Origin of the sequence: Christiangramia sediminicola, from assembly GCF_031344135.1 — a bacterium.
In the GTDB taxonomy this organism is placed as follows: domain Bacteria; phylum Bacteroidota; class Bacteroidia; order Flavobacteriales; family Flavobacteriaceae; genus Christiangramia; species Christiangramia sediminicola.
Genome location: NZ_JAVJIU010000002.1, coordinates 77,464 through 96,982 on the forward strand (window position 1 = coordinate 77,464; position 19,519 = coordinate 96,982).

A 19,519-nucleotide genomic window follows, 5' to 3' on the forward strand; every position below is an offset into this window, starting at 1 on the left:
AAAACATTCATCATGAAAACATTAATTTTTTCTCTATTGCTAATTGCTGCGACCTTTGTTGGTCACGCACAAGAACAAGAAATCACTCAACTGGAAGAAGCAAAAGTTGGCTTCGCACCGCTTGAAGCAAAGATTACACGAATTGGAGACAGTTTCGCTTATACTGTAGAAGAGGAATACACAGGAGAATTTTCTGAAGATCCAATTGCGTTTATGAAGTCTAATTTCGATATCAATAATTTCATCGCAGAGATCGATGGAGATGAAAACACCTCGTACCTGGTGACTTTTAAAAGTAGTAAAGGACAACTCTCTGCAGATTTTAACCACGAAGGGGACTTAGTTAGAACATACCAGAAATTTAAAGACATCGCATTACCACTTGACGTAAGAAGAGAAGTATACATGTCTAACAAAGGCTGGAATATGACTTCTAACAAGTATATCGCTTCCGGTGATGGAGATCTGATAGAAAAAGAAGTTTACAAGATCAAACTTGAAAATGGAAATCAAAAACGAAATATTAAACTAGATCCAAGATCTGTTGCAAAATCTACAGTAGCATTTAATGATTAGGATTGAATTTCAAATTTAGTAGTTTGAGTTTTAATAGAGGCTATCAGAATCTCAATTTTGATAGCCTTTTATTGGGATTAAAAAAAGCGAATATTTTTGATTAAAAACTACAGAAATCTATTTGCGAACATTTGAAAATGAGAAATTTTCAATAAAAATGTTCAAATAGTTTTAAATTGTGTTTATCAAACTGATGTGTAAAGCATGAAAGCACTAGTAATTGACGACGAAGAGCTGGCAAGAAAAAGAGTTCTTAATCTACTGGAAGATGTAGAGGCAATTGAAGTTATAGGGGAATGTTCTAAAGGTCGCACCGCGATAGAAAGAATAAACTCAGATAAGCCAGACCTTATTTTTCTTGACATCAACATGAAAGATATGAACGGTTTCGAAGTGCTGAAGAAAGTTGAAATTTCGCCTAAACCCATTGTGATTTTTGTTACGGCCTATGATAATTATGCATTAAAGGCCTTTGATGTGGAAGCATTTGACTTTCTGTTGAAACCATTTAAAGACCAGCGATTTTTTAAAACCATCAATAAAGTGCTAGAAACTACAAAATCAGAAGCGAACGATAATTTTGAAAAGCGTTTGGTTGAATTCTTCCACGAATACTCAAAAGGCGGACTTCAGCTGAATTCAGTTTCAAAGATCCCGGTAAAACAGGGGAATAAAACTGCCCTGGTAGACCCGAACAATATTCTATATATACAGGCTTCGGGATATTATGCAGAGATCTTTGTTGAATCTAAAAAGTATGTGCTTCGGGAATCTTTAAATAACCTCGCGGAAATACTTGATAGCAATGTTTTTGTAAGAATCCATAGGTCTACCATCGCTAATCTCAATTTTGTAAATGAGATCATTCATTCAGATTATTCTGAGATAGACGCTAAAATGACAGACGGAAAACTATTACACGTCAGTAAATCCCATAAAAAGGAGTTCCTGGAAAAAATAGGTATATAAGATGAGCCTCTCCACACTTAAAAAAAAGTATATAGATTTTAAGCTGGTGTTATTACTGGCCGGATTCTATTTGATGTTTGACCTGGTTCTGGTAGTAAAGGTCGCTTACATGAGAACCTACATGAAAGCCGCCGAAGGCGGTGAGAATTTCGTATGGTCAGAATTCCTGGTGCATAATCTCCTATTCGATTATATAATCGTGGTTAGTTATATGACCCTTATAGCCATTAGCACAAAAAGATTTCTGAACAAGAATTATCCATGGGTCAAGATCATTTCCATACATACCATTTTCTCCATTCTTATCGGCTTGATAATTCGTTTCATTTTTGATTTTTATTCCATCGTTGCCGGAAGAATCGATATTGCCGATTTTAATTTAAGAAAAAGTATCAATGCGTTCATTTACGTGATAGACCTGAATTTTCTTATTTACTTTGCGATGATCTTTATCATCTACACTTATTATTATTTAAGACAGGTCAAGGAGGCTGAAAAAAGGCATTCTAAACTGGAGTCTCAACTGGTGAACACAAGAATGAAGATGCTTTCTTCTCAGTTGCAACCGCATTTTCTTTTTAACACACTGAATTCAATTGCAGTTTTAACCGATATGGATACTAGCAAGGCCAAAGACACGATAGCAGATCTTAGTGACTTTCTTCGGGAGATCCTTTATAATAGTGACCGTAACCGTATAACCCTGGATGAAGAATTAAGGATTTTAGAATATTATCTGAATATTGTGAATGTCCGGTTTTCAGATCATTTAACGATCAATAAGAATATCGACGAATCGCTAATGCTGAAAAAAGTTCCGGCGATGCTTCTGCAACCCGTTATTGAGAATTCAATAAAACATGGATATTCTTATGATCATACAGATTTAAAAATTGATGTTTCGGTGTATCAAGAAGATAAAATGTTAGTCATCAAGGTTGAAAATGATGGAGCAGAAGTGTCTGAAAGTCATGCCGATCTTATGAAAAAGGGTGTTGGACTCAAGAATATAAACGACAGGCTACACAATCTTTATAAGGATAATTACTTTTTCGAGATCAGAAACAAAGAGAATGGCCAGGGTGTAGAAACCTTAATAAAAATTCCTGAATAGATTTTCAATCTTTATCAGTCTGTAAATAATTGCATTTTGCCTATTTTTCGATTAACTTAAAGAAAGCTATCCAATTGAAAATGGGCCGAATCAAAAAGCCAAAATATTACTCCCCCGAAGAGGAAAGACTCAACATCATATCACACGGTGTAGGTTTTGTTCTCAGCATTGTAGCGCTTGTATTATTGATCTTGAAAGCGAATAAATTAGGGGATGCAAAACATCTTGTAAGTTTTATCATTTTCGGGGCAAGTATGGTTTTGGTTTATGCCGCTTCCACTTTTTACCATAGTGCCAAAAATCACCGTCTCAGGATCAGGTTGAACATTTTGGATCACGCAGCTATTTATATTCTTATTGCTGGTACTTATACACCTTTTGCTTTGGTGACGCTGGATGGTATGACTGGATGGACCATTCTATGGGTTGTATGGGGAATGGCGTTAATCGGAGTGATCCTGAAATTATTCTACGCCGGTAGGTATCAATTACTCTCAACGATCATGTATGTGGCGATGGGCTGGCTTATCATTTTCGCTATAAATCCATTAATTGAAAACCTTTCTACTGAAGGTATCTGGTGGTTGTTTACTGGAGGAATATTCTATACCATTGGAGCAATACTTTTTATGCAGAACAGGATTCCATTTAACCACGCTATTTTTCACATTTTTGTTCTTCTGGGTACTTTCGCTCATTTTGTGAGCATTTATTTCTATATCTTACCTTCTACAAAGGTTTCTTAGGCAATTGCCCAGATCCTTTACTAATTTTTAATAACCACCAACCAATCAATTAAATGGAGTATTTTTTAATTACCACAATTCTAGTGTGTCTGGCTTCAGTTTTCGGATTTATAAATGTCAAGTTTCTAAAGCTTCCTAATAGTATCGGATTAATGCTGATCACCATTGTTTTCAGTTTGATCGTTCTTGGTTTAAGTGCTTTTGACGATACCCTTCTGAATGCTGAAAAGGAAATAATTACTAGTATAGATTTTCAAACAGTATTGCTGGACGTTATGTTGAGTTTCTTATTATTTGCAGGTGCACTCCATACTAATTTTGAACAATTAAGAGTTCAGCGATGGCCGGTATTGGTATTTTCAACCATTGGTGTATTAGTTTCCACTTTTCTAGTGGGAACAGCCATGTATTTTATACTTCAGGCGATATCTATGAATGTAGATTATATCTATTGCTTGTTATTTGGAGCACTTATTTCTCCAACAGATCCCATCGCGGTTCTGGGAATTCTGAAAAAGGCTGGAGCTCCCAAAAGGCTGGAGGCAAAGATCGTTGGCGAATCGCTTTTTAATGACGGAGTAGGAGTAGTGGTATTTCTTACCATTTTCAAAATTGCTTCTTCTGGTGGTGGAGAAATTGAAATTGCCCAGATCGCCGAACTTTTTGGAATGGAAGTGATAGGAGGGATCGCAATTGGTGGAGTTTTAGGGTTTATAACCTATAAACTAATGAAGTCTATAGATGACTATGATATTGAAGTAATAATCACCCTGGCAGCGGTTATGGGTGGAACGGCGGTGGCTCACCACTATCATTTTTCAGCTCCACTGGCGATGGTAACTGCCGGATTGATCGTAGGGAATGATACGGTTAGATCTAGTACGATGTCTGAGATCACAGAAACCTATGTAGACAAATTTTGGGAATTGATCGATATTCTTCTAAATACTATCCTTTTTGTTCTGATAGGTATGGAAATGTTGATACTCACATTTGAAGGAAATTATGTACTGGCAGGACTACTGGCAATTCCGGTCGTTTTGATTTGCAGGTATGCTTCGCTTCTTGCGCCAATTCAATTTTTTCAACGGAAACTCAATTTTGTACGTAATACAAACCTGATCATGACCTGGGGCGGATTGCGTGGTGGAATCTCGATTGCCCTGGCTTTAAGTCTTACCTCTGAAATGCACCGGGAATTGTTTCTTACGGTAACCTATATCATCGTTGTATTCTCGATCCTGGTTCAGGGATTAAGTGTTGGGAAGATCATCGAAAAACTTGGGATAAAAGAGGAATGATCTTTTATATTTTCGAAAACTCAAATTCCTTGATGACATCCCATGTTTTACCATTATGTTTTAGTAAAACCATAAATTTAGCATCGAATGAATTAGAATACTCCCGATTTTCAAAATTGGCCCAGACAGCCGGGAAAGTTGTTCGTTTTAAATCTCGTACGGCGATCGTAAGATGTGGATGAATTTTGGAAGATTTTTCATGATTTTTCAATTCTATAAAGGAGTTAACTACTTCTTGAAGTTCAGCATGTATCCTAATAAATTCCTTGTGATCTGAAATGTTAGCGAAGATCACTTTTTTGGAAAACCGACCAAAGCCATCAATTTCCACCTTAAAAGCATTCAGATTCTTAGCAAAGATTTCAAGTATTTCAATTAGTTCAGTTTCTCTTTCCTCAGGAACTCTAAAAGGAATTTGTAAAGTAATATGCGCCGGAAGTTTTAAGGCATGTTTTACATCAAACCTGTCGCGAATCATTTCTTTAAATTCTCTGATCTCTGAAGTGATCTCAGGATTTGGAAGGATTGCTATGAAGTATAATGGGTTCTTGTGCTGGTCCAAAAAAAATTATTTGATCGCGATTATTCTCAACGGTCCGCCACTACCACCTTTTATTTTGATTGGCAAAGCAATGATCTGAAAATCTTTGTCAGGTAACATTCTTAGATTGGCAACATTCTCAAAAGCAGGAATATTGCGAGTCATTAAAGCTACATGTGTTTCAAAATCTGTAGATTGCCCGTGGTCTATACTGGCAGTATCTAAACCTACTGCCTTGATATTTCTATTTTCGATAAGCCAGAGCGCTGCTTCTTCTGAAAGTCCTGGGAAATGTAATTCTTTTAATGCTTCCTCACCTCGATTGGCAGTACCCAGGTATTTTTCTGCATCGGGATAAAATTCACCAAATCCTGTTTGAAATAGTATGATACTCTGAGGTTGGATCTCGCTATGAATTTTTTCCCAATCGGTAATATCTTTAACGCTCACCTGATAATCTGGATTAGATTTTACTTGCTCAGAAACGTCAATTTTGATACCGTTACCGATTAATTTTTTTAACGGAATTTCGTCGACACTTTGTTTATTTTCAGCAAAATGGATTGGTGCATCAATATGAGTGCCGCCATGTTCGGCAGTTTCAAAATTGTTCGCTGAATAATAGTAGCCTTTTTCAGTTCTACCTTTTGCAACTTCCTCTAAATTAAATTCCTTGGCAGTGACCCAATAGAGAGTTTCATTAGAAAAGGAATGAGTTAGATCTATGATCTCAGAATTTTGGGTATCGATCTGGGCAAAAATGGAAGTATGAAAAATAAGGACGAAAATATAGATCAGCTTGCTCATTATTGTAATTTTTTAAGGTTATAAGTTATAAAATCAATTCCAGTTTACCTGGGTGTACTTCCCAATCCTATTCCTGAAATCTTCCGGGGATTCCGCATAGATCAATTTTCCCTTGATCTCTGCATCCTTCCTCAATTGATCACTAAATTCTGCAATCAAAGCCTCGAACATCTCCTTTTGTTCTTCATCTTTTAAATGAAAATCTTCAGATAGTACTTTGTTCATAAAAAGCATTAGATCGTGGTCATCTCCAAGAAAATCGGCCAGCAAATGCACTTCTGCTTCCAGAGTTTCGAAGAACTGGGGCCAGGTGTCCTGCAATAATAATAGTTGATACCAGAGGTATTTTACCCTTTTGCGCCATTCATGAAAATTCTCTGTAGTTGGATTTTCAAAAGATACTTTCATAGCATCATTGCCTCTCTGGTAGACCCTCTCTATGCTGGGCAAAATGATATCTATATTATTTGATCTAACGGGCCATTGCTTAATATCATTAGAAATATTTTCAAATTCTGACATCAGATGACCTGAAAAGAAATCCTGCCTGATCAATTCTTCGGTCATATTTTTTCGCTCGTCAAGAAGCTTCTTTTCTACAGAATTAAAAAAACTTTTATAAAGATATTTGCCATATCGAAGTTTAAGCCTTTCCAGTGTTTCCAGATATGCAGTAAAATCTCTTATATCAGATATCTCGCGTCCAAGATCCCTGAATTTTATATTGAGAGATTTATATTCTTCCTCACCCATTTCATCTCTAAAAAGCCTGGCCATAGCCCGCAGCTTTTTCAGGCGTTTTCTAATATCATGAACTGCCAGATGAATATCAAGTTCTTTGAGCGCACTAATGCAACCCGAAATCTCTTCATTGAAGATCTCATTAATATTTTCCTTTAGAGATCGCTCTTTATCTAGCTTATATTCCATCTGAAACTTTTCAATTAAAATACCTAATTGAAAATGGATTTTGGTTAGTATTATATTAAAAAAAGCCCTTCAATTTTATATTGAAGGGCTCATGTAAAATTTAGAAATAAAGATTTATTTCACATCTGTATCTTCATTCTCTTCTAGGGTATCGGTATTTCCGATATAGTTGATCTTTAAAGAGTCATAGCCATCGGCCCTGATTCCAACCAATCCAAATTTTTCTTCACCTGGATTAATGGTTTTGTCAGTCAGATCATAAGTTTCAAGATCTTTTTTAAAGCGTTTGTTGGCAGAACCTGCTCTTAGCATATTATAACCTGCAATACCTGGTCCTAAAATCAGGCCAATTGGATAATTAGTGGTGGAAGTAAACCTGCCGTCATCGCTATAAGTTTGAACGTTTACCGGCGTTAGTAATAAGTAAAGCAAGTGCCATGCTCCCTGTTGTTTTAATTCCTGAAAAGTTTTTTCTCGTGATAGTACGAGGGCATTCCCGCCATTTTCAAAGGCTAATTTAAAATCTCTTCCTAGTATAAGCTGGCGATCGGTATTGTTCTGAATTCCGAAAGCTACAAGGCGAATATCAGATTTTCGCTCTTTTTTAGCGTATTTCTTAGGAAGCAGATCATATTTATATTCAAGTGAAACACCTTCCTTTTCTATCTTTTGTGAATTATAAGTGAGGTCTTCCGGATTGATATGCTGGTAACTTGAAGCGCAACTGGTGAAATAAAATGTACAGCTAAGGATCAGTAGGAATTTGAAAAATTTCATTTTTGATTGATGGTTTAAATTGTTAAATATTTTAACAAAAAAAAGAAAAATTCACTCTTAGAGCTAAAATTAAAGTGACTTTTTCTAGAGAATAATATCAAACCTCTGATTGCTAGATTTCTAAGTATAAAAAAAAATGAACTGATTGAGGGATAAAAAAAAGCAGCCATTTGGCTGCTTTTTCTATTCTTTTTCAACAAGTTCTTTTGGTGAAGTATCAAAATTCATTTCGATTTGATGCCTGGTAAGATCTTCGAAGGTTTCTCTTTCACGAATAAGATGAGCTTTCCCATCATACCATAAGATTTCAGCGGGGCGATATCTCGAATTAAAATTACTGGCCATTGAGAAGCAGTATGCACCGGCATTGCTAAAACTCAGGATATCACCTTCTCTTATTTCGGAAATTCTGCGATTGTTTCCGAAAGTATCAGTTTCGCAGATGTAACCTACAACGCTATAAAATCGATTTTTTGCCTCTGGATTTGAAATGTTTGTTATCTCATGATGAGAACCGTAGAACATCGGTCTTATTAAATGATTAAAACCTGTGTCTATTCCGGCAAATACGGTTGAGGTTGTTTGCTTAATCACATTCACCTTGGCGAGGAACTTACCTGCTTCGCTTACCAGGTATTTTCCTGGTTCAAAAGCAAGAGCTAGTTCACGCCCGTATTCCTTGCAGAACTTTTCAAATTTCTGGGTTAATTGTGTTCCAAGTTCTTCAATATCTGTTTCAATATCACCTTCACGATAGGGAACTTTAAATCCGCTTCCAAAATCGATAAATTCTAATTCCTTAAAGTTTCTCGCAGCTTCAAATAAGATCTCCGAAGCATGCAGGAAAACACCGATATCAAGAATATCACTTCCGGTATGCATATGTATACCGTTGATATGCATTCCCGTATTCTCAACGATCCTCATTAAGTGAGGCATTTGATGAATACTAATCCCGAATTTTGAATCGATATGACCCACAGAAATCTTAGAATTTCCACCAGCCATCACATGAGGATTGATCCTGATGCAAACAGGGATTTCCGGATGCCTGCTTCCAAATTGCTCCAGAATTGAAAGATTATCAATATTTATCTGCGCTCCTAGTTTTACAACTTCCTCGATCTCTTCAAGAGAAACACCGTTAGGGGTATAAATGATTTTAGAAGGATCTACACCAGCTTTTAATCCCAGTCTTACTTCCTGAATAGAAACAGTATCTAACCCGCAGCCAAGCGAATTCAGTAATTTTAGAATGGAGATATTTGAAAGCGCCTTGACAGCATAATGAATTCTAAGTTCATTAACCTTAAAAGCATCGGTTAACCTCTTATATTGTGATATGATCTTTTCGGCATCATAAACATATACCGGACTACCAAATTCTTTAGTGATTGAAAGGAGATCTTTCTGGGTCATTTCGTCTTAAATATTTTCAGCAAAAATATATTACTTATTCAGTAGAGAATAAGGCTTGTATCAAATATAACCGATTTATACAATTTGTTATTTATGAAACTTTCTAAATTATGAACTGCTTAGTTCCAGCTGAGCTTTCTGTTGTCTCCTAATCATGATTACTCCAAGACCTATGAAAATTCCAATTCCTGCCATGGCAGCTCCAACATATTGTGCAGATACGATTCCGTAGCCATAGGCGATTGGTAGGCCTGCAAGATATGCACCGCTGGCATTTCCCATATTAAAGGCACTCTGGTTCAATGAAGATCCTAACATTTCAGATCCTTTAGCTGAATTGATCACTGCCATTTGAATAGGTGTGGCGATACAGAATGCGATCACCGGAATTATAAATGTCATTATCAATACACCTATCTGGTTGTATGCAAGAAAAGTATTTGATAGCAGGGCGATCACCATTAGTATTAAAGCGATTATAACTGCGTTAATTGGGCTGAACATTTCAGCAAGTTTGGCTCCTAAAAAATTTCCGGCAACCATACCTAATCCCGCAAGGATCATAGCATAACTCACAATATCTTCATTGTGTTCAGCAACATCGGTGATTAAAGGGGCGATATAACTATACCAGGCAAAGAAACCTCCGGTTCCAATTGTTGTGAGAAGGATGACCATCCATAGTTCTGGCTTTTTCAAAACCTTTAGATCTTTTTTCAATCCGTTAGATTCATTATTTGGCAATTCAGGCATCCAGAACTTTACACTTAAAACAGCCAAAACACCTACCACACCAACTGCAAGAAAGGCCACGCCCCATTCAAAATTCTGACCAAGATAGGTTCCAAGCGGAACTCCAATAACGTTCGCTACGGTAAGTCCTGTAAACATGGTAGCAATTGCCTGAGCATCTTTACCGGGTTTTGCGAGTTTGCCGGCAACAACGGCACCAATTCCGAAGAATGCACCGTGAGGAAGCCCGGAAAGAAATCTCGAGATTAATAATAAAGTATAAGAACTGGAGAAGGCTGACAGTGTGTTGAATACGGTGAACCAAACCATTAATCCCAATAATACCTTGTGCGGGGGCAGTTTGTTTCCGAAGATAGTAAGTAGCGGTGCACCCACTACAACTCCCAGAGCGTAGGCCGATATAAAATGTCCGGCTTGTGGAATGGTAATATATAGAGCTTCTGCAACTTCTGGCAATATTCCCATGATCACAAATTCCGTCATTCCAATTCCAAACCCACCAATGGCTAATGCCAGTAAAGCCTTTTTCATAAGCAACTATTAAATGACTAATTTACTGGAGAATGCTTTTTATTGCCAGAAATATAAGATTTTTCTACGATAACCTTTTCGTGCTAAGAGCGTATTTCGCAAAGCCTTGAAGAATATTGGATTTCCACGATTCATCAAGCGTTAAGAAGCTCAAAAAAGATTGGTACAATAGTATGTATTTGTTACTTTTGCCTTCCATAATTAATACAGAAGAAATAGCTGATTATGAATATACACGAATATCAAGGAAAAGAGATTTTAAACAGCTTCGGAGTTCGCATTCAACGTGGGACCGTGGCAAGAAATGCCAAAGAAGCAGTTGATGCTGCAAAAGAACTAACTGAAAAGACCGGAACCGGTTGGCACGTGATCAAAGCACAGGTGCATGCTGGTGGTCGTGGAAAAGGTGGCGGTGTAAAACTTGCTAAAAACCTGAAAGAGGTTGAAGAAATTGCAGGAGAGATCATTGGGATGAATCTTGTAACTCCTCAAACATCTGCAGAAGGTAAGAAAGTACACCAGGTTCTTGTAGCTGAAGATGTTTATTATCCAGGAGATAATGAGCCGGAAGAGTACTACATGTCTGTGTTGCTTAACCGTGCTACTGGTCGTAACATGATCATGTATTCTACCGAAGGTGGTATGGATATCGAAACTGTTGCTGAAGAAACTCCAGACCTTATATTCACTGAAGAAATAGATCCTGCTACAGGATTGCTTGGTTTCCAGGCACGTCGTATTGCTTTTAACCTTGGACTTAGCGGTAAAGGTTTTAAAGAGATGACGAAATTCGTAATGTCTCTTTACGAAGCTTTTGAAAAGTCTGATTCTTCACTTTTCGAGATCAATCCGGTATTAAAAACCAGTGATGATCTAATCATGGCAGTTGATGCAAAGGTAACTCTAGATGATAATGCACTTTTCCGTCATAAAGATTATGCTGAAATGCGTGATGTTCGTGAAGAGAATCCAACAGAAGTTGAAGCCAGAGAAGTGGGTCTTAACTATGTAGATCTTGATGGAAATGTTGGATGTATGGTAAATGGTGCCGGACTTGCAATGGCAACCATGGACCTTATTAAGCAAGCTGGTGGAGAACCTGCAAACTTCCTTGATGTTGGAGGAACCGCTGATGCAAAGAGAGTAGAGGAAGCTTTCAGATTGATCCTTAAAGATGATAAAGTTGAAGCTATTCTGGTAAATATCTTTGGAGGTATTGTAAGATGTGACCGTGTGGCGCAAGGAATTGTAGACGCTTCTAAAAATATGGGAGATGCTATGAATGTGCCAATCATTGTACGTTTACAGGGAACTAATGCAGATATAGCAAAAGAACTAATTGATAATAGTGGACTTAAAGTGTACAGTGCTGTACAGTTTCAGGAAGCTGCAGATAAAGTACAGGAAGTGCTTTCATAGTACTTTTAATTATAGAAAAAAGCCCGGCAGAAATGTCGGGCTTTTTTTATGCAATTAAATTAATTACTACCCGTTAGAATATGATAGTAATCTGATTTTCAAAATGTTAAATTAAAAAGTTTAGTGTAACGATTAAATTTTATAATCGTCTTTTAAATAGAACAACCAAATAAAGATTATGTAAAGGATCTATTTTATTCTAATTGCGATTATTTTTTGTGCGATTGCCGCAAAGGCGAGTTTAGCTCCGATAATAGAATTGAAGGTAGCAGCACTTTCAAATGAGACCAGTGTTGAAAATGTAGATCATTTTTTCAATTACAAAGTAAATCACATGCAGTTTGATGAGACCAAAGTTGTACAAAGCTGTTCGGTGAAATCTGCAGTTTGTAGCCACGTTTGAGAATAGCGATAAGGAAAAGCAGAATCGGAAGTTGAATGTGTAGAAAAATGAAAATTGATTAATATATATTCATTATTAGAATAACGTTAAATATATGTGATAATCAATGAATTATGATTAATTAATTTTGTTAAATCCTTATTTAGTATCTATATTTAAGTAAGGTTTTTTGAAAATATGAAAAGCCGTCTTTCTCTTAAAAGCATTTGCGTTGACATGCTGTTAAATTTGAATTAGCCAACATAAAAATTTTGCAATCTTCGTATGCAAAATGTAAAGAAAGACGGCTTCTTATTGTTAGATTATTTATCCTTCTCAGGATACCATTCCATCAATTCAACCTGAATATTCTCATCACCTTTATTAACCAGTTCTTTAAATTTATTCACGTCAGAAAATCCATCTTTTCCACGATAGTGATAAGGAATTACCTTTTTAGGTTTAAAGGCTAGAACGCCATCTGCCGCCTGATCTACTGGCATGGTGTAAGGAAGATTCATAGAAACAAGAGCTACATCTATATTTTTCAAATCCCTCATTTCAGGAATATCTTCTGTATCTCCTGAGATATAAAGTCTTTCATTATTCATTTCCAGGACATAACCGTTCCCACGACCTTTTACATGCATAGCATCCTTGGTCTGCGGAAGGTTGTACATAGGTATAGCCTTAACCGTGAATCCCATAATTTCCTGGGTTTCACCATTATTCATGACCATTAAATTAGATTGAAGTTCTTCCGGTAGCTTTTTCTGTACTGCTTCCGGCACGATGATCTTGGTATCTTCCAATTCCAAAGCATTTAGGGTTTCAGCATTCATATGATCTCCGTGAATATCAGTGATCAGAATAAAGTCTGGTTTTGCTTTTCCTTCAAATGCGGCTGCACCGCCAACTGGATCGGTATAAAATACTTTTCCTCCCCATTTAAATACTGCGGTTGCGTGAGAGATAGGAGTGATCTCAATTTCGCTGGAATCAGATTCCATTTCATTAGAAGAAGTCCTGTTTTCAGCTATTTCGGTTTTAGCCTCATTCTCATCAGATTTCTTGTCATTCTTACATCCAATTAGTAGGATACTAATTGCAATTAGGGTAGCTATTTTTCTCATAGTGAAAATTTTATCTAAATGTAAAAAAGACAACATGGAGAGGCTTCCCAATTAGTAAAGAATTAAGAAAGCTTTAGTTGCATTTTAATATCGCCACGGCTGTAGGGGTTGTCTTTTGCGATAGGAATTTCTTTAAATCCATATTTGCGGTATAAATGGATGGCATTTTCTAATTTACGATTGCTATAGATAATAAGAGAGTCCCAGTTTTGATCCGTTGCAAATTCAATAGAATGCTGCATTAGCTGGTGACCGATCTTCTTCCCACGATATTCCGGTTTTACCGCCATTTTTGTTAGCTCAAAAATATCCTCTTTAATTTTCATTAATGCAACGCAGCCGATAACGTTATTTTCTTCTAATGCAAAAAAGATCGTTCCACCGGGATCTATAATATATTTATTGGGGTCCCCTAATACATCCTCATCATGTGGTTCTACCCAGAAAAATTCTTCTAACCAGTAAATATTCATTTTCCTGAATTCTTCTGAATACTCAGGTTTCCACGATACTATTTGCATACTCATCTATTTATGATTCAAAATTATTAAATAGTTTGAAAAATGACTTTAGATAATAGGAACTTTAAATTCACTTATATTTATAAAGCATAAAACCCTCGGTATGAAAAAATCATTCTTATTTTCAATTAAATATCTACTTGTAATAGCCTTATTAGTTTCCTGTAAGATCGGTCCCGATCCAGAACAGGAGCTGGAGAAAATTGAAAACGAGATAGAAATCCTCCCACCTGCTGAACTTTATGGAGATCTTTTTTACGATGTACAAACCATGGAGATATTTCCAGACAGTAAAACCTTCGTTGATGTAAAACCCCAATATAATGTGAGCCTGATAAGACAGCGTTATAATATGCTGGATGATACCACTAAAAATGGGATTACTGATTTCGTTGATCAACATTTTGATTTACCGGGTAATGATTTTGAATTTGAAATTGATTCATCGTCCATAAGAACTCATATCGGTAAATTATGGGATGTTTTAAAAAGACCTGCTGATGAAGAAAGATCAGGAACATTAATTCCATTACCTGAGCCCTATATAGTTCCTGGTGGAAGATTCAGAGAGATCTATTATTGGGATAGTTATTTCACTATGCTTGGACTACAGGAAGATAGCGAAATAGAGACCATTGAGAATATGGTTGACAATTTTGCATTTCTTATCAATGAATATGGCTTTATACCAAACGGGAACAGGACGTATTATCTGGGCAGGTCTCAACCTCCATTTTTTGCGATGATGGTAAAAGTGCTAGCCGAATCTAAAGGAGAAAAAGTTCTGGCTAATTACCTGCCTGAACTGGAAAGGGAATATAATTTCTGGATGAATGGTAGTTTGAGCCTGGTTGATATAACTGCAAGCAAGCGCGTAGTGAAAATGCCTGATGGAGAGATTCTGAATCGTTACTGGGATGATAATAATACGCCACGGCCTGAAAGTTATCGTGAAGATGTGAAAACTGCATCAGAAGCGGTTGCGCAAAATCCAGAACTAACCAAAGAACAGGTTTACCGTAACCTGCGGGCAGGAGCTGAATCTGGCTGGGATTTTTCCAGTCGCTGGTTAAGTAAAGATGCCAATGGGAAATTTGATCTGTCTACGATCTATACAACTGATATAGTTCCAATTGATCTTAATTCATTAATGTATAATCTGGAAATGACTATTTCTGAAGCAGCTAGAATTTCAGGTGATAATGAAAAAGCGGAAAGCTTTAGTCAAAAAGCAGAGAGTCGAAAAAAGGCACTTTTAAAATACCACTGGAATCAGGAAAACGGCTTTTTTATGGATTATGATTTTAAGAAAGAACAAACAACCGAACAGCTGTCTCTGGCTGGTGTTTATCCGCTTTTCTTCAAAGTTGCGACACAAGATCAATCTGAAAAAATTGCCGAAACTATCGAACAAACATTTTTAAAACCCGGCGGATTAGTTTCCACGCCATATCATACCGGTGAACAGTGGGATGCGCCTAATGGCTGGGCTCCTTTGCAGTGGTTATCTGTAAAGGGACTTCAGAATTATGGTCAGAATGAACTTTCTGCTACGATCACTTCAAGATGGCTGAAGTTAAATAAGGATGTTTATGATCGCACATTTAAAATGCTGGAAAAATACAATGTGGAAGACCTTAGCAAAGAGAGTGGTGGAGGAGAATATCCAACGCAGGATGGTTTTGGCTGGACCAATGGTGTTTACCAGAAACTATCTTCAGAAGCTAGTCTGAAATAAAATCACTAATAAAATAAGAAAGAGCCTTGCCTACCTGATCTGCATTTTCTTTTTCCGGTGCTGCTTCACAGATATGGAAATAACAACAGTTTCCACTTTTTGAAGCGCTCTGAATAAAATTACGGATGTTATTTACAGAAAAACCTGCAGGTGATTTGGCACTGCTAGGGAAATTAGCGATCGCATCACAATCAAGTTCCAGTCCGAACTTTATATGATCGGTCATTTCAAGGCATTGCTGAAACCTTCTTAGGATCTCATCAGGGAATTTCATTAGATCTTCAGCCAGGTAATATTCCATATTTTCTGAAGTATCCATTTCCTTGAAAATATACTTGGGAGTATAATTCTTATGCAAACCAAAAACCGTGTATTTTCTCAAATACTGACCTTCGATAGCATAGCTGAAACCATTCCCGCTGTGACGATGTTCAAGTTGTCTTAGATCTGTATGCGCATCTATATTCACCACATTGATCGGATTCTTTAAAGCTTTCGCTGCTCCTTTAATATTTCCGTAGGCATTGTTGTGTCCGCCGCCTATCACTACCGGAATTTTCCCTTTTGAAATGATCTTTTCAATAACATCTGAAAGTAATTGATCTACCTGTTTTACCAGGTCACCAAGTTTGGGAAAATAATTAGGATCAGATTCATCAAGATAGGAGGCTTTTTCCATTAATTCCTCACAATCTAATTCACCTAATAAAACAACATTTTCAGGATCATTAAATCTGTTCACCTGGATATTAACCAGTGATCTTAAGGCAGCTTCCCAGGCTTGTGAAGTTCCAGGTTTACCGTGATTGGCCCTAACTCCAATATCTTCTTTTACGCCTAGCAAGACATATTTTGAAGACAACTCGTCCAGCTTATCAATATCACGAACAAATTGAATTTGCTCTCCAAATTTGGTTTCACCTTTTCTTTTGGAGATAAATCTTTTAATATCTGAAGGATGATAGATCTTTAAGCCTTTCATATTACACTAGTTTACCGTTTATATATACCGAATCGATCGAATTAGTTCCGAAGGCATAAGGCAGAAAAGTATAGGAAGGTATTTCTTTGGTTACTATAAAATTAGCTTTTTTTCCTTTAGTAATGCTACCATGAGAATCACTTAATTCCATGGCATAAGCTCCGTTAATTGTAGCTGCGTTAATTGCTTCTTCCGGAGTCATTTTCATTTTGATGCAGGCAAGGGATACAACAAGGTTCATATTTCCGCTTGGGGTGCTTCCTGGGTTAAAATCTGTAGCCAATGCTAATGGAAGTTCTGCATCCAGTATCTTTCTAGCTGGCGTATAAGGAATACTCAAAAATAATGAGCAGGAGGGAAGAGCAACAGGCATGGTTTCTGAACCTATTAATGCCTCAATATCTTCATCTGTCATTACTTCTAAATGGTCTACGCTTAAAGCATTATGATCTACGCCTGCCTTCACGCCACCTATGGCATTGAATTGATTCACATGGATCTTTGGTTTCAAACCATATTTTTTAGCCGCATTGAGTAACTTATTCGTGTCTTCAACCGTAAAATATCCCTGTTCACAAAAGATATCTACATATTCTGCCAGGTTTTGTTCTGCAACTTTAGGAAGGATCTCATTGATGACTAATTCCATATAAGCATCAGGATCGTTCTTATAATCCTTCGGAATTGCATGAGCTCCAAGGAATGTCGATTTTATTGAAATATCGTAGTTCTCTTTTAGCTTATTGATCACGCGAAGCATTTTAAGTTCAGCTTCCTCTGTAAGACCATAGCCAGATTTGATCTCTACGGCTCCAGTTCCAAGTCTCATCACTTCTTCCAGCCTTTTTGCAGATTGCTCGTACACTTCATCTTCCGGAGTTTCCTGGAGGGTTTTTGCGCTATTCAGAATTCCACCACCTCTGTTGGCAATCTCCTCATAACTCAATCCATTGATCCTGTCAGCAAATTCCTGTTCACGATTTCCAGCGTAAACAATGTGAGTATGTGAATCACACCAGGCAGGCATTATGATCTTTCCGGAAGCATCTATAGTTTCATCAGCCTTAATTTCCGGAAGTTTATCCATAGAACCATAATCAGTAATTTTATCATTTTCGATATACATCCAGGCATTTTTGATGGTTGGAAGCTTTTTCATTTCGCTGCCAGAAACTTTTAGGATATTATTCTCCCTAACCTGTAATAATTCCTTGATATTGGTTAGAAGTAAACTCATATATTTTTTGGATTGATCGTTGAACAAATGCTAAAAAGCAAAGATATGAACTCAGTTTAGAAAATATTGGTTCTTAGTATTTCTTTAAAAGAAAAGCCACTTATCTAATTTAAATAAGTGGCTTTCATAATATTAATATTTTCGCTTACATAGTAAATTGGGCAAGCAGTTTCTGAACTTCATAAATGTCTACTTTCTTATTGAATTTTTTAGAAATAGACAGATTCTGCTCTCCAGAGATCCATATCTTTAACTCTGCATCCAGATCAAAACTGCCGGCAGTTTCTACGCTAAACCTGGTTATACTTTTATAGAGTACTGAAAAGTATTCCACTTTATTGCCTGTAAGCCCCTGAACATCTACCAGAATGAGTCGTTTATTCGTGAAAATGAAGGTATCTCTTATGATCTTAAAACCAGCTTCGATACTTTCCGATGGGATTAATAATTTACCGTATTTCTCCTGAAGCTCCTCGTTTTTAATAGCTCCGGCATTTCCTAAAAGTGAAGAAAGTATACTCATTCTTAGTTCTTAATTGATTTCATATCTATTACAAATCTATACTTCACATCAGATTTTACAACCCTGTCGTAAGCTTCGTTAATGTTCTGGATATCGATCATTTCTATATCTGAAACAATATTATGTTCTCCGCAGAAATCCAGCATCTCCTGAGTTTCTTTAATTCCGCCAATCAATGATCCGGCAAGTCTTTTTCTGCCCATAATAAGGCCTCCTCCGTGTAGATCTACATTATCAATGGCTCCAACAAGAGTCATCGTAGCATCACGCTTCAACAGGCCAATGTATGGATTTGTATCATGTCCTACCGGAACGGTATTCAGGATAAAATCAAAAGTTCCCTGATGCTTCTTCATGGCATCTTCATCTTTAGAGATAAGAACTTCATCAGCTCCAAGTCTCTTTGCGTCTTCAGCTTTACTTGGGGAAGTGGTGATCATAACCGTATGCGCACCTAGAGCGCTGGCAAATTTCACACCCATGTGTCCAAGTCCACCAAGACCAACAACTCCAACTTTATCACCTTTTTTTACATTCCATTGTCTTAGTGGAGACCAGGTGGTGATCCCGGCACAAAGTAATGGAGCAACAGCTTTGGTATCCAGGTTTTCAGGAACTTTCAGTACAAATTTTTCTTTGACTACGATCATTTCAGAATAACCTCCAAAAGTATGACCGCCAAGATGTTTATCTTTCCCATTATAAGTGGCCGTCATCCCGTTTTCGCAATATTGCTCAAGATCGTCTTTACAGGACTGGCATTTCTGGCAGGAGTCTACCATGCAACCAACACCAACAAGATCACCTTCTTTATAGTTTTTTACATTCTTTCCAACTTCTATTACCCGACCAATGATCTCATGACCTGGGACTACTGGATACTTACTGTTTCCCCAATCATTTCTAACCTGATGAATATCACTGTGACAAACACCACAGTAATCTATCTCTATTTTCACGTCATCATCTAAGATCTCTCTTCTTTCGATATCTAAAGGTTCCAGGTCGGCATCATTAGATTTCGCTGCGTATGCATTTACATTCTTCATGGTTCAATTTTTATATTTATTGAAAGTTACCCAAAAATGATAGGCCTGGCCAGAAATTAAGGTAAGGTTTA

At 37.0% G+C, this 19,519-nt stretch carries 19 protein-coding genes; 7 read left to right on the forward strand and 12 right to left on the reverse strand.

What is annotated here, in order from left to right; genetic code table 11:
• The first annotated feature begins 12 nt into the window (after positions 1-12).
• The 5 genes from RE431_RS04135 (at position 13) to RE431_RS04155 (ending at position 4,706) form a co-directional block, all read left to right on the forward strand.
• Entirely contained in the window at positions 13-576 is a 564-nt protein-coding gene (locus tag RE431_RS04135; RefSeq protein WP_309560702.1) for a hypothetical protein, read from the forward strand.
• 204 nt (positions 577-780) lie between these two features.
• Positions 781-1,545, forward strand: coding sequence for a LytR/AlgR family response regulator transcription factor (locus RE431_RS04140; RefSeq protein WP_309560703.1), 765 nt, complete (start codon positions 781-783; stop codon positions 1,543-1,545).
• Position 1,546: 1 nt separating this feature from the next.
• Positions 1,547-2,659, forward strand: coding sequence for a sensor histidine kinase (locus tag RE431_RS04145; protein ID WP_309560704.1), 1,113 nt, complete (start codon positions 1,547-1,549; stop codon positions 2,657-2,659).
• Between the two features lie 80 nt (positions 2,660-2,739).
• Positions 2,740-3,405, forward strand: coding sequence for a PAQR family membrane homeostasis protein TrhA (gene trhA / locus RE431_RS04150; protein ID WP_309560705.1), 666 nt, complete (start codon positions 2,740-2,742; stop codon positions 3,403-3,405).
• Positions 3,406-3,458: 53 nt separating this feature from the next.
• Positions 3,459-4,706, forward strand: a complete 1,248-nt coding sequence (locus RE431_RS04155; protein WP_309560706.1) for a cation:proton antiporter — start codon at positions 3,459-3,461, stop codon at positions 4,704-4,706.
• A 4-nt stretch (positions 4,707-4,710) separates the two neighbouring features.
• Here RE431_RS04155 and RE431_RS04160 read toward each other — a convergent pair whose 3' ends face one another.
• The 6 genes from RE431_RS04160 to RE431_RS04185 form a co-directional block, all read right to left on the reverse strand.
• Positions 4,711-5,268: a 2'-5' RNA ligase family protein gene (locus RE431_RS04160; RefSeq protein WP_309560707.1), complete on the reverse strand. Its 558-nt coding sequence runs from the start codon at positions 5,266-5,268 to the stop codon at positions 4,711-4,713.
• 6 nt (positions 5,269-5,274) lie between these two features.
• Complete coding sequence (locus RE431_RS04165; protein ID WP_309560708.1) at positions 5,275-6,054, reverse strand: cyclase family protein; 780 nt, start codon at positions 6,052-6,054, stop codon at positions 5,275-5,277.
• A 33-nt stretch (positions 6,055-6,087) separates the two neighbouring features.
• Positions 6,088-6,984 carry a CHAD domain-containing protein gene (locus RE431_RS04170; RefSeq protein WP_309560709.1) on the reverse strand — a complete coding sequence of 299 codons (897 nt, stop codon included), beginning with the start codon at positions 6,982-6,984 and terminating at the stop codon, positions 6,088-6,090.
• A 114-nt stretch (positions 6,985-7,098) separates the two neighbouring features.
• Positions 7,099-7,761, reverse strand: coding sequence for a hypothetical protein (locus RE431_RS04175; RefSeq protein ID WP_309560710.1), 663 nt, complete (start codon positions 7,759-7,761; stop codon positions 7,099-7,101).
• Between the two features lie 183 nt (positions 7,762-7,944).
• The gene (lysA, locus tag RE431_RS04180; RefSeq protein ID WP_309560711.1) at positions 7,945-9,180 is read right to left on the reverse strand and encodes a diaminopimelate decarboxylase; all 1,236 of its coding nucleotides are present in this window, start codon (positions 9,178-9,180) and stop codon (positions 7,945-7,947) included.
• Between the two features lie 108 nt (positions 9,181-9,288).
• Positions 9,289-10,464, reverse strand: coding sequence for an MFS transporter (locus RE431_RS04185; RefSeq protein ID WP_309560712.1), 1,176 nt, complete (start codon positions 10,462-10,464; stop codon positions 9,289-9,291).
• A gap of 225 nt (positions 10,465-10,689) precedes the next feature.
• On the opposite strand from RE431_RS04185, the gene sucC reads away from it, so the two are divergent.
• Entirely contained in the window at positions 10,690-11,883 is a 1,194-nt protein-coding gene (gene sucC / locus RE431_RS04190; RefSeq protein ID WP_309560713.1) for an ADP-forming succinate--CoA ligase subunit beta, read from the forward strand.
• Positions 11,884-12,588: 705 nt separating this feature from the next.
• On the opposite strand, the gene RE431_RS04195 is transcribed toward sucC, so the two are convergent.
• Entirely contained in the window at positions 12,589-13,398 is an 810-nt protein-coding gene (locus tag RE431_RS04195; protein ID WP_309560714.1) for an MBL fold metallo-hydrolase, read from the reverse strand.
• A 62-nt stretch (positions 13,399-13,460) separates the two neighbouring features.
• The gene (locus RE431_RS04200) at positions 13,461-13,925 is read right to left on the reverse strand and encodes a GNAT family N-acetyltransferase (RefSeq protein WP_309560715.1); all 465 of its coding nucleotides are present in this window, start codon (positions 13,923-13,925) and stop codon (positions 13,461-13,463) included.
• A 97-nt stretch (positions 13,926-14,022) separates the two neighbouring features.
• Here RE431_RS04200 and treA point away from each other — a divergent pair, with 97 nt between their 5' ends.
• Complete coding sequence (treA, locus tag RE431_RS04205; protein ID WP_309560716.1) at positions 14,023-15,657, forward strand: alpha,alpha-trehalase TreA; 1,635 nt, start codon at positions 14,023-14,025, stop codon at positions 15,655-15,657.
• Here treA and RE431_RS04210 read toward each other — a convergent pair.
• From RE431_RS04210 to RE431_RS04225, 4 genes are all read right to left on the reverse strand, one after another.
• Positions 15,644-16,639 (reverse strand): formimidoylglutamase, encoded by a 996-nt coding sequence (locus tag RE431_RS04210; protein ID WP_309560717.1) that lies wholly within the window; start codon positions 16,637-16,639, stop codon positions 15,644-15,646. The two genes, treA and RE431_RS04210, sit on opposite strands and share 14 nt — an antisense overlap.
• Position 16,640: 1 nt before the next feature.
• Positions 16,641-17,876 carry an imidazolonepropionase gene (gene hutI / locus RE431_RS04215; RefSeq protein ID WP_309560718.1) on the reverse strand — a complete coding sequence of 412 codons (1,236 nt, stop codon included), beginning with the start codon at positions 17,874-17,876 and terminating at the stop codon, positions 16,641-16,643.
• 145 nt (positions 17,877-18,021) lie between these two features.
• A complete protein-coding gene (locus tag RE431_RS04220) occupies positions 18,022-18,399 on the reverse strand; it encodes a PH domain-containing protein (protein ID WP_309560719.1) in 378 nt (125 codons plus the stop codon).
• A gap of 2 nt (positions 18,400-18,401) precedes the next feature.
• Positions 18,402-19,448 carry an NAD(P)-dependent alcohol dehydrogenase gene (locus RE431_RS04225; RefSeq protein WP_309560720.1) on the reverse strand — a complete coding sequence of 349 codons (1,047 nt, stop codon included), beginning with the start codon at positions 19,446-19,448 and terminating at the stop codon, positions 18,402-18,404.
• Positions 19,449-19,519 lie beyond the last annotated feature (71 nt).